Raw genomic sequence first — 11405 nt, 5'->3', positions numbered from 1 at the left:
AGGGCCGATGGTGGGGCTTCTCCGGTGTAAACCATGGTTTACACCAAGGGCTTGTGAGGCCTAGTTGAGTCCGGCCTCATGGTCGAGGAGTCGGTGCAGGCGTCAGGTTCTGTCCGGGAGTAGGTCCACGCGGCCCTTGAAGACTTCCGTAAAGGTGTTCTGGAGGCTCCAGAGGGTGCGGGGTATGAACGCTTCATGACGGGGCTTTCTCCACAGAGAGAGGACCTTGGGGATGTATCCGTTGGCCATGACACCGGTATCGACAGCGCGGATAACCAGATCATGGGCACGCCGGTCATTGATGCGGGCCTCGCGGTAACGGATGACCCGGTAATCGTGCTGGTCCCAGTAGCGCCTGAGCTTGCCCACAGCGGCATCAACCAGCCGGGGCAGGTCGTCGAGGATACGCGGGGTGTGCTTGCGGGCCAACTGGATCTCGCCCGAAAAAGACAGATTATCGCAGACAAGCACCTGGCTGCCCGCGACGAGCCCGGCAGAGAAGCGCATGTCGTGGGAGTTTCGCACGCCGACCACGTAGTGGTAGTCCGGGTTGTGGGTAAAGCCGCTGACCTCGATCAGGCCGAAGTAACGGGCGTTGTCATGGGTGAGCCCATGCGCCTGCCCGGCAATGGCAAAGCCCTGGGTAAGCAGGGCGACCTCCACGACTTGCAGGAGTTTTAAGTGAGCAATCGGCCTCCAGGTGCTGGTCGGGGGTGGCGTCGGTGCCTGCGCGAGCTCTCCACGGCTGACGGCGTGGCTACCGCAGTGCAGGAGCAGGTTGCAAGGCTTGGTGGTTGTGGCTGAGACGGGTTCGATGGTATCGGTGATCATGGTGTTGATGAGTTGAGGGTGGTGAGTGATGCGCCGACTTGGCGCTTGCGAAAAAACAAAAGCCCCGCCTCGGATAACACGAAGCGGGGCTGTATTGGTTGTCCACTACACGGGTGGCTTCAACGGTAGCGTTCGCGTTCCGGGTACTCGGGGTATTCCGGCACGAAGGGCGAACGCCTCACCGCTCCGACGGCATAGCCAATGGAGCCGATGAGGATGGCCACGGAGATGACCAGGAACGGGCTGAGCGTTTCCTGGGCCTCGTTGACCGCGCCGATGGCCACAGGCCCCACGAGCGTGCCCACGCTGTAAGCGGTGAGCGCGACCAGGGCGATTTTCAGGATGGCATTCATGGGTTGGATGCGGGTGGTTGTTTTTTTTAACGGACTGCGCATGACCGGCTATTGCCTGCGGCACTGCGCAGCCCGAACGATGCTCCGGCCCCATATCAGCGAGCAGGCAACCGAGCACCCACCCACCCAATACAGGGCATTGGCCAGCGGCACAAACGGAGCCTGCTCAACCACTGCGGCGGGCGGAGGTGGCGGCTCGTTCTTGTCGTTGCCCAGCATGAGGAGGCCAGCGCCGACGCTGACCACGGCGATGACGATGGCCTGGATCATCGCTCGCCTCCCGTCCATTTCGCGCACTCACCCCGGAAGCTGCACCAGGCGCAGTGCATGCCCGGTTGAGGGTGAAAGCGCTCATGGTAGATGCCGTCCATCGCCGCCAGGGCAATGTCCAGCACCCGTTGCTTTTCCCGCTCCGAGGTAGTCCGGCGGCTGAAGCCCGTAGGCTGCCCTCCTGCGGGCGCGGGTGGAGCGAACTTAGGCTGCTCGCGTCCCGTCGGCAGGAAGCCGGTTTGCTGGATGTCCCGGTCCACCGCCTCCTGGAGTTGACGGTACGGGTGGGAACTGGCCTGTTGGATGTGCGAGAGATCGTTGACCTCTGTGCGGATGGTGAGCGCGTATTGGTGGGACGAATACGCGGGCAGGCCCAACTTCTTTGCGTAGTTGGCTTCGAGGGTGATCGCCATGGGCGAATCCTTTCCGTTATCGGCCTGGTATCATAAAAAAACGGAAGGTGGCCGTATACTTTCCGTGCTGATGGCACCCAGAGGGGGCGCTACCAGGAATATATAACCCGGAGCGCGGAATTATTGCACAGCGGCCGATTCGGCATCACGATGGGGGGTGTTTTCAGCCAGGCACGAAAAGCGACTGAGATTTTTTGTGTTTTTTAACTGATTTTTTCCAGGTGCTTTTTGGTTATATGCATCCCGGAATATTGCAAAAACGCAGTTATAGATCATAAAAAACCGCCAAAAAGTAGCTATACCTATTTTATATCATTCAAAAAAGCGGCTGCATCCAGTGCATCCAAAAAACCGTGCCGGTAAATAATCCGCTCCGTTCGTTCGGTGTAAAGGTCCATCAGTTTTTCGTGCTCCGCCATCAGGATATGGATTTTTCCCACTTCTTCAGGCGTCAGGATACGGGGCAGACTGAAGCGTGGTGGCGTCAAAATGGCAAAGGTCGGGTCCGACAACATCACCGCGAGGTAAAGCAGTTGGCTGTTCTTGAGTCCGGCAGGGGTATCTTCGCGCTCCCTCTTAAATACCTCCACGTCCACCGGCTGCATTCCTTGATGCACCAGCGTGGCATTGAGCAGGTACCAGCCTTCCAGATCACGGGCCTTCTTGATCTTCCCTTCGTTCACCCAACGGTGAAAGGTCGCCTTGGGCACCGCCTTGGAAAACACACGGTCAAAATCCTCCCGACGTACGAAAATTTCGTTATTGGGGTCGTACTTGGGAGCAGCTGGCATCGTTTGGGCAGAGAATTGCGCAGATATCTACTCCATCTTCCCGCTTGCCGAAAGGCTAAAAATAGTTGCCCGAAAAGTTGCCCAAAAACAGGGGGTTTTTCGAGACTAGGCGAAATTTATTGAGACTAGGTGAGACTCGGGCTTGCTGGTGTAAATTTCTTAATCCGCTCAAACACAACGTAAAGCGTTTGTTTTCATTGGTACCCCCCCGGGGACTCGAACCCCGAACCAATTGATTAAGAGTCAACTGCTCTACCGATTGAGCTAGGGAGGCGTAACCAATGTCAATTCCTCCCAGAGCGCTTTTCAGCAGAACCCGTGTCGAGGAAAAGAGCTGGATGGTAGGAGCGATTGGGGAAGCGTCAAGAGGTAAAATTTCAATCTGAGAATTTTTTTTAGAAAGACGGTAAATACCCTTTGATGGACGAGGGGCGCGGGGGATGTGCGCTTTATACCGTACGGAAAGGCTGTAGCTGCTTGCGACGGTACTCGCTCGCATTCATGCCGAAATGATGGCGGAATTGCCTGGCAAAAAGTTTGGGCTCGGGCCAGCCCACGCGCAGCCCGATGTCGCCGATTCGCAAGCGGGTTGTCAGCAGCAGGGTCGCGGCGCGATGGGCGCGGACTCTGGACAGGTATTGCATGGGGGCGTGTCCAGTGTGGGATTTGAAAAGACGGGTCAGATAACTGCCGTTCAGCCTCAGGTTTTGCGCAAGCCGCGTCAGGCTCCATTCCTGCCCGTAGTCGCGGTGCAGCAGGAGCAGCGCCGTGCGGACAGAGGGATGAAGATGCTCTTCGTGTGTTGGGTTAACCACTGAGCTGTCGGTAAGCGGCACGGCGGACCGAAGCAGGTCGAAAACCAGCAGCAAGTGCCCGAGGAGGCGAATTCGCGAGGCCCGTTTTCGGTAGGCCTGCTCCAGTTCGGCCAGACGCCGCCGCAGGAGCGGGAGCGCTCGCCGGGGCAGGCGCAAGGTCTGCACCTCAACGTTCAGGCCGTCCGCCCCGCCCATCAGGGCGCTAAAGGGAGGCACAGCGCGCAGCCAACTGAGCTCGTTTTCGATCAGGGTGGGGGAGAACAGGCAGTTCACCAGTTCAAAGCTGCGACATTCCGAGTACCCATGCCAAGCGCCACGCGGAATGAACAGCACGTCACCGCCGGAGCAGGCGGACTGCCCCCTGACCGTCGTGTGGCGCGCGCATCCGCCAAGGACGAAAGCGATTTCCATATAGTTGTGGTCGTGGGCGGCTTCCAGTTTCTGGGCCTTGAGGTGGTTCATAAAAAACCAGACATCGGAAGAGACTTCCAGGTGGCTCAACTCACCATGACGGTCATAAAGGCGAATGGGCATCGAATGAATAAAGTCAATTTTTGAGAATTTTTAAACAGAAAAAACGGTAACACTTTTTCAGGCCATTTGAGTATAATCCAGCCATGTCTCGAACACCATCCCTCGCCGAAAGCTACCCCGCTATTCAAGACGCAAAATGGATCTGGCCCCTGCGTATGGGCTGGGACAGCGTCAACTGCTATGCCTTGTTTCGTAAGGAATTCAACCTGGCTAGCCTTCCGCGAGAAGCATTGATCACGATTACTGCGGATCAGTCTTATCAGTTCTACGTCAACGGCGAATACGTTGGCCGTGGTCCGGCCCGGGGCTTCCAGCGTAGTTGGCCCGTGGACGAGATCGACATCCGGTCGTGGTTGAAAAAAGGGAAGAACTTGATCGCTATCCGTGCCTATACTCCCGGCTTTAGTAATTTCCAGTATGTCAATGAAGGCTTCTGCGGGCTCCTGTTCGCGGCTCGATGGGGTAAGTCGCTCCTTGTCAGCGACGGTAGCTGTAAATGCCGCCGCCAGCGAGGAGTGCGACGGGACATGGTTCCGGCCAGCATGCAGCTTTTTCCGCAGGAGGCGATTGATTTGCGGGAGGAAGACCCGGACTGGATGCAGCCCGGCTTTGATGACAGTGGCTGGACCGACACGGTCGGGACGAGCAGTTGGAATGCGATGCCGTGGTATTCGCTGGAGCCCCGCGGCATCCCCCGGCTCTCGGAGGAGTTGATTCGTCCGGGCAGCGTTATCGGCACGGCCAACGGGATGAACGCGCCGGATGTCCTGACTTCGCGCAACCTGAGCATCACCCGCTTCGAGGAGGGACTCGGGCACCAGCCGGTCCAGATGCCGCTGGAAAAGATTCCCTTCAAGCGCGCCCCCCGTAACGGCTGGCGCAGTGTGCTGATCGACCTTGGAAAGCTGCATGTTGGCAGTGTCGTTCTGGAGATAGAGGGGGCAAGTGGTGGCGAGATCGTAGAGACTCACCACTACGAGACGATTGACGAGAGCACGCTTTGTCCCCACTACAACCCGGATGCCCACTGCATGATGGCATTCAGCCACCGGCTCACTTGCCGTCAAGGGGAGAACCGGCACGCCTTTTACCATCCCTTCGGCTACCGTTATATGGTACTGACTGTACGGGGCAACGCGGGGCTGTTGAGCGTCACGCCGAGCCTGCGGACAACGGTTTACCCGCTTCAGCGCAAAGGGCGGTTTACCAGTTCCGACGACACCTTTAACACTATCTGGGAAGCTTGCGCGTGGACGCAGCAGGTGTGCAGTATGGACGCCTACGTCGATACCCCCTGGCGCGAGCAGGCGCAGTGGTGGGGCGACGCTCGCGTCCAGTCGTGGAACACCTTCCACCTCGACGGAGATCCCCGGCTGCTGCGGCGCGGTATTCGCCAGATTTCCATGCAGACGACGCCCGACGGTGTTACCTACGGTCACGCCCCGACGATGGCGCACGGCTGCGTGCTGCCGGACTTCACGTTGATCTGGATTCTTACACTGTGGGACTACTACTGGCAGACTGGGGAATTGGAACCCTTTCTCGCGCACCAGGACACGCTTCAACATGCGCTGGAGTACTTCCGGCATTGGACGTGCCCGAAGACCGGGCTCTTGCGCTATGACAAGCGGTTCTGGCTTTTCCTCGACTGGACGGGCGTGCGCCGTGAGGGGTGTTCGAGCATTTATAGCCTGTGGCTGCTCCATGCCCTCGACCGCCTGACGCAACTTTACACGCTGGTCGGGGACCGCAAACAGGCTGCCGCCAGCCGCAAGTGGGCCACGACTCTCCGAGCGGACCTGCGCAAGCTGATCGCACGCGACGGGCTCATGCGCGATGGCTATGACGAGCGGGGCAAGATCGACTCGCATACCTCAGTCCACGCGCAGACCCTTGCCCTCATCACCGGGCTTTCTCCAGACACTGAGCAGGCCATGCTGGAAAAGCGGCTCTTGCCCTACCTGAGAGGTAAACTCAAGACCGACATCCAGCCCTCGGCCTACTGGATTACTTACATCTTCAGCACCCTGGCCGAGCGCGGCTACGGCGCAGACGTGCTGGAGGACATCCGCCGCCGCTGGACGCCGATGGCCGCCCACGGCACAACGTGGGAAAACTTCAGCCCGGTGCAGGGAGAGGAGAGCTTCTCCCATGCCTGGTCGGCCCACCCGTTGTTTCACCTCATGCAGATCCTCGGCGGGGTGCGCCAGAGCGGCCCGGCCTGGGAACGCATCACCTGCGAGCCGGTTTTTGTGGGCGATTCGGCCGAGATTAGTATTCCCAGCCCCAAGGGTGATATTGTCTCCAGGTGGGCGCGCGGAGCAGATGGCGTTGTCAGGGGCGAACTGGTTCTCCCGCACGGGGTCAAGGGCACGTTGACCCTGCCCGGCGCGAAACCGGTTCCTGTGAGCGGTCGCCACACGTATAAGCTGGAGCGATAGCCTTTATCAGGCGTGTCTGTCCCGCTTGCCGATGGGCGGACGGCGGCCCCGCGGAGGCTCCGCCGGGGCCGTCCGGCGCGGGCGGGCGCGAATTGCGTTTGACGCCGTGCGGGCCTCCTTAACAATGCCAGTCACATGGCCCAGGAAAAGCAACGACCGGAGTGGGTGCCCGCAGGCGCCGACGAGCAGACTTTTACGACCGAAGTGATGAAGGGTGTCCAGGGCGGCCACGACGGCATGCCCGGCCAGAGCGTACACCACACGGAGTTACGTTCCCCGCTCAAGAAGCGCCGCATCCTGAGCGCGGAGGACTACATCGAAGGCATCCGGCAGAAAAACCGCACCATCCTGGCCCGCGCCATCACCCTGATCGAGAGTAACGCCCCCGCCCATCAGGAGATGGCCCAGACGGTCCTCAACGCCCTCATGCCCGAGTCCGGCCAAGCCGCCCGCATCGGCATCACCGGTGTGCCGGGGGTGGGGAAGAGCACCTTTATCGAAGCCTTCGGCATGATGCTCTGCGAGATGGGCAAAAAGGTTGCCGTCCTTGCGGTGGACCCGAGCAGCACCGTCAGCGGCGGCAGCGTGCTGGGCGACAAGACGCGCATGGAACTGCTCTCCCGGCGGCAGGATGCCTTTATCCGGCCTTCACCCTCCGGCGGCACGCTCGGGGGCGTTGCCCGCAAAAGCCGTGAGACGATGGTCTTGTGCGAGGCAGCGGGCTTCGACGTGATCCTGGTGGAGACGGTCGGTGTCGGCCAGAGCGAAGTCACCGTGCGCTCGATGGTGGACTTTTTCCTCCTGCTCATGCTTTCGGGGCAGGGCGATGAACTGCAGGGGATCAAAAAGGGCGTGGTTGAGCTGTCGGACGCGATCTTTGTCAACAAGGCCGACGGCGACAATGTGGACCGCGCCAAGGCCAAACGCTCCGAATTGCACAGTGTGCTGCGCTACCTCCAGCCCACGACCGAGGGCTGGAAGCCGACGGCGGGCATCTGCTCGGCCCAGACCGGGTTCGGGATCGACGAGGTGTGGGCCACGATTGAGCGTTTTTACACAGCGACCCGCGAGAGCGGCTTTTTTGAAAAACGCCGCCAGCGGCAGGAAATCGAGTGGATGCACGCGCTTATCGAAGAGGGGCTCAAGTCCCGCTTCTTCCGCGATCCGCTGGTCCGGGAACGCCTGCCGCAGATGGAGGCCGAGATCCGCGCCGGGCAGACCAGCGTGGGCGCTTCAGTCGAACAGCTTCTGCACCAGTACTTCCGCAAGGGCTGACGGTTGCCGTTTTTTTCGAGGGAACGAAGTTCCGTCTCAAACGTTTTTTGGGGAGAGCGTGAGAGGGTGTTTTTTCAAAAAAAACCTTCTCGCATAACGCTCAAAGCTACTCTTTCGATGCGGGACCGTCCGCCTGCGGGGGATTACTTTGCGTCCTTTTCCGAAGAATCCGTCAGCGCGGAAATCGGGTTGGCGTAGTGCAGTTCGATGTCGTCCATGCTCTCACCCGTGGGCATGCCGAAGTCACCTCCGAGCACGAGGTGGAGCTTGACCCGGTTCAGGCACTCAAGGGTCCGCACGGAGAGCAGGTCCAGCTTGGCCTGGCTCAGGTTGACCTGGAGCGTGGAAACCTGGTAAAGTCCGGTCTGGCCGATCTCGTAGCGGGTTTGCGCAAGGTTCAGGTTGCGGTTGGTGTCGCTGACAACCTGCTGGAGCAACTGGTTCCGTTGTTGAAGTGTTTGGAGGGTGTTGAGCGTGGTCTCGACCTCTTCAAAGGCGTTCAGCACAGCGGTGGCGTAGTCGGCCATCGCCTCGCGCTGCTGCGCGGTGGCCACGTCCTGGCGGGCTTCGAGTTCGCCGCCCATGTAGATGGGGGCGACGAGGTTGGCCCCGACGTTGATGAGCGGGTCGGAGATGTTCTGGAGCTGGTAAAAATTACTGGAGAGCGAGGCGACGGCGGCGGTCAGGTTGAGCTTGGGCAGGCGGGCGGCGCGGGCCGAACCGACGAGGTTAAACTGAGCGGCGACTTCGCGCTCGGCGGCGAGGATGTCCGGCCGGCGGTCCAGCAACTCGGCAGGGAGGCCGGCGGGGATCGGTTCGAGTTCGTCCGGCAGTTCCGGGCTGATCTCAAGCGCGGCCGCCGGGTAGTGGCCGATGAGGATTTCCAGCGAGCGCAGGGCGGAGTTGTAGGCCAGGCGGGCCTGCTCCTGCTCGTCGCGGAAGAGGTTGATGTTGGCCTGGGCGGTCAGGTAGTCCTGTTCGCTGCCCGCGCCGACTTCCCAGCGGGTCTTGGCGATGCCGACGATTTCCTCGTTGGTGCGGATCATCTCGTCAAGGATGTCGATTTGCTGACGGGCTTCCTTGGCCAGAAACCAGCCGGTGGCCACCTCGGCCACGAGCGATTGCCGGGCGTAGGCGAAGTCGTACTGGGCGGAGACGTACTGCTCCATGGCGGAGCGGCGTCCGTAGCGGATGCGGCCCCACACATCCAGCTCCCAGGTCGAGCTGACCAACCAGCCGCGGAGGCCGGAACTGTCACCCCCCATGTGGGTGCCGGTTTTGGCACCGGCCCCGAGGGTGGGGAAGAGCGCCGAACCGGCCACGGCCACGCCCCCGGAGGCCTGCTGCATGCGGGCTTCGGCGGCCTGGAGGTTGGTGTTGTAGGCGAGCGCCTCGCTGATGAGTTCCTTCAGTTGTGGGTCCTGGAAAGAGTCTGGCCAGTTGACGGCGACTTCGCCCTCGGTCTTGACGCCCTGGGCCCACTGGGCGGGGATGGTCAACTGCGTGGCGCTCGTCCCGATAATCTCGTGTTGGGTCGGCGGGTCCTTGAGCGCGCAACCGGCCAGCAGGCCGAGCAGGCCGAGCGGAAGCAGACGGCGGAGCCGTGCGCGGGCGGTGAGGCGGTGGCTGGAGGTGAAGGAACGCACGGGCGAATGGGATCAGAGTTTGAAGATGAGCCAGTTCGTGTAGGCGTTCATCCGGATGATAATCATGCGCAGGATGCGCAGTTCCGAGAGCTTCTTGGTGTAGATCGCGCATTGGCCGACTGCCCCCGCAGGCAGGTGGACATCGGCATCCTCGGGGTTGAGCTCCACGCGCACGGCGTACTGGACGGGGGGAAGGATGTTGGCCCCGGAGTTGGGCGAGAGGGTCGAGATGGGCATGAGGGACTCGCCGTTGATCCAGACAATGTACTTGACCTTGCCCTGCAGGACACGGCCGGGGTGCGAGCGCAAGCTGACCTCTGCGTCGTCGCCCTCCTCGACGAAGACGAGTTGGTTTTGGTCGAAGAAGGCCACGAGGTAGTAATCCTCCTCCACGAAAATCTGCGGCGAGGCCATGGGAAAGGTCGTGACGTGCTGGCCGGGGCGAAGCTGGATGTTGGGCACATAACCGTCGGCGGGGGCGCGCATCACGGTTTGGTCGAGGTTCCATTGCGCCCCTTCGAGCTCGGCCTGAATGGCGGCGACGCGGGCCCAGACGCCGTCCACCTGCGCATTCAGTTCCTCGACCACCTGTTGATGCTTGGCCTGGGCGGCGGCAAGGTCGGCTTCGAGCACCTGGGTCTTGGTCTGCATGTCCTGCACGTCGAACTTGTTGCCCGCGCCCTTGTCGGCGAGGTTGACGTATTCGTCCGAACGCTGCTTGGAGAGCGTCAGCTCAGCCTGGACCGAATCGACTTCGCTCTGGGCGATGACGAGGTCCTGCTCCAGCTTTTTGGCGTCCTGGCGGGCCTGCACGAGCTGCGCCTTGAGTTCATCAACCTTGCTCTTGTACGGGGTCGGGTCGAGGCGGTAAATGACGTCGCCCTTTTTGACGCGTTGGTTCGGCTCGACCGGCACATCAACCACCACGCCTTGCACGTTCGGGATCATATCCACCATGCGCCGGAAGACGCGCAGCTCCGTCGAGGCGGGTTGGGAGAGGTTGAGCAGGAGGATTTCGGCGCAGATGAGCACGACCGGGATCGTACACATGGTGACCATCGAAATCGCGTTGAGCGGGATCCACTTGAGCTTTTTGACCAGCAGATAGCAGAGGCCGAAATACAGTCCGAGAAAAATGAGTTCCATGTCCGGTTAGGCTTGGGGGGAATGGGGGGTGGCGGGCTTGCCCTGCGTGGCCTGCTCCTGAAGGTGGGTCAGGGCCTGACGGGCTTGTTCGTACTCTTCGGCGACCTTGCGCATGGACTCCAGTCGCAGGTTGAGGGCGGCGATTTCCTCGCGCCAGGCGGGTGAGAGCTCTGCGTCGGTTGGGGCGGGCGGTTTGGGGCGGGCGTCGGCGCGGTGCTCGTCGGCCTTGGTCGAGAAGATGTCCTTATCCTCCTCGGTGTCGGAGGCGTCGAGCGCCAGTTCGCTGCGGCTGATTTTCAGGCGGGGGGATTTCAGGAAAGTCCAGACCCAGGCGATGGGCCAGAGCATGCCGCCGAAAAGCAGGGACATAAGCACGAGCACCTTGATGGCCTCTTTCTGCGGGTGGTTTTTGCGGTGGGCGATTTTTTCGGGCAGGATGTGTACCATCCAGAAGAGGGCTATCGCCATGATCGGGATCATGATCAGGATGATCAGGGCGGCTACGTTGGCGACTTTTTCCAAAGTGGTCATAGGTCGGATTATTTCCAGTCGGGCGAGTGGGCGAAGGTATGCAAGGCCGGTGATACGGCCCCGGACGCGTGAAACGAGTGACCGCAGTTCACATGCCACATGGTCTGGAACGGGCGATTATGTCGCATTCCGGAGTGACTGATCGGTGAGGTGCGACCGGGAGCATGGAGAGAGTTAAGGGACGGTGTGAGAAAGATTTTGTGCGGACAGCCATCGGCAGGGAAGCAGATCGGATGAGATGACGGCTCCTAAAGGGCTGTTGGTGACAGATTTGAAAAGATACATACAATTCAGGCCGGATTGGTCGAGTTTAATTGATCCGGTCAAAAGTTATCGTCGAGCTGTTGCGTACGGGCCGT

Annotated in this window: 11 protein-coding genes and 1 tRNA gene; 2 read left to right on the top strand and 10 right to left on the bottom strand. The window is 60.6% G+C overall.

All coding sequences use genetic code 11. The annotated features are described in order from the left end of the window. Positions 1-102: 102 nt before the first annotated feature. The 7 genes from H5P28_RS09440 to H5P28_RS09410 all read right to left on the bottom strand — a co-directional run bounded on the left by H5P28_RS09440 (position 103) and on the right by H5P28_RS09410 (position 4007). A complete protein-coding gene (locus tag H5P28_RS09440; protein ID WP_185675463.1) occupies positions 103-831 on the bottom strand; it encodes a DUF932 domain-containing protein in 729 nt (242 codons plus the stop codon). 119 nt (positions 832-950) lie between these two features. Continuing rightward, entirely contained in the window at positions 951-1184 is a 234-nt protein-coding gene (locus H5P28_RS09435) for a hypothetical protein (protein ID WP_185675462.1), read from the bottom strand. Positions 1185-1232: 48 nt separating this feature from the next. Beyond that, positions 1233-1454 (bottom strand): hypothetical protein, encoded by a 222-nt coding sequence (locus H5P28_RS09430; RefSeq protein ID WP_185675461.1) that lies wholly within the window; start codon positions 1452-1454, stop codon positions 1233-1235. Further along, complete coding sequence (locus tag H5P28_RS09425; RefSeq protein ID WP_185675460.1) at positions 1451-1867, bottom strand: hypothetical protein; 417 nt, start codon at positions 1865-1867, stop codon at positions 1451-1453. The genes H5P28_RS09430 and H5P28_RS09425 overlap by 4 nt, the downstream gene beginning before the upstream one ends. A 302-nt stretch (positions 1868-2169) precedes the next feature. Continuing rightward, a complete protein-coding gene (locus H5P28_RS09420; RefSeq protein WP_185675459.1) occupies positions 2170-2658 on the bottom strand; it encodes a hypothetical protein in 489 nt (162 codons plus the stop codon). 198 nt (positions 2659-2856) lie between these two features. Beyond that, positions 2857-2932 (bottom strand) — tRNA-Lys (locus tag H5P28_RS09415). A gap of 175 nt (positions 2933-3107) precedes the next feature. After that, entirely contained in the window at positions 3108-4007 is a 900-nt protein-coding gene (locus H5P28_RS09410; RefSeq protein WP_185675458.1) for a helix-turn-helix transcriptional regulator, read from the bottom strand. Positions 4008-4090: 83 nt separating this feature from the next. Here H5P28_RS09410 and H5P28_RS09405 point away from each other — a divergent pair, with 83 nt between their 5' ends. Further along, entirely contained in the window at positions 4091-6448 is a 2358-nt protein-coding gene (locus H5P28_RS09405) for an alpha-L-rhamnosidase-related protein (RefSeq protein WP_185675457.1), read from the top strand. A gap of 135 nt (positions 6449-6583) precedes the next feature. After that, positions 6584-7723 carry a methylmalonyl Co-A mutase-associated GTPase MeaB gene (meaB, locus tag H5P28_RS09400; protein ID WP_185675456.1) on the top strand — a complete coding sequence of 380 codons (1140 nt, stop codon included), beginning with the start codon at positions 6584-6586 and terminating at the stop codon, positions 7721-7723. A 143-nt stretch (positions 7724-7866) separates the two neighbouring features. Here meaB and H5P28_RS09395 read toward each other — a convergent pair whose 3' ends face one another. The 3 genes from H5P28_RS09395 to H5P28_RS09385 are packed head-to-tail and all read right to left on the bottom strand — an operon-like array spanning position 7867 to position 11046. Next, entirely contained in the window at positions 7867-9369 is a 1503-nt protein-coding gene (locus H5P28_RS09395) for an efflux transporter outer membrane subunit (RefSeq protein ID WP_185675455.1), read from the bottom strand. Positions 9370-9381: 12 nt separating this feature from the next. Further along, positions 9382-10515 (bottom strand): HlyD family secretion protein, encoded by a 1134-nt coding sequence (locus H5P28_RS09390; protein WP_185675454.1) that lies wholly within the window; start codon positions 10513-10515, stop codon positions 9382-9384. A 6-nt stretch (positions 10516-10521) separates the two neighbouring features. Continuing rightward, positions 10522-11046, bottom strand: a complete 525-nt coding sequence (locus tag H5P28_RS09385; protein ID WP_185675453.1) for a DUF3302 domain-containing protein — start codon at positions 11044-11046, stop codon at positions 10522-10524. Positions 11047-11405 lie beyond the last annotated feature (359 nt).

It is taken from the genome of Ruficoccus amylovorans, from assembly GCF_014230085.1.
In the GTDB taxonomy this organism is placed as follows: domain Bacteria; phylum Verrucomicrobiota; class Verrucomicrobiia; order Opitutales; family Cerasicoccaceae; genus Ruficoccus; species Ruficoccus amylovorans.
The sequence above is the reverse complement of the archived record's forward strand: the minus strand, read 5'-3'. Positions and strand labels throughout refer to the sequence as shown.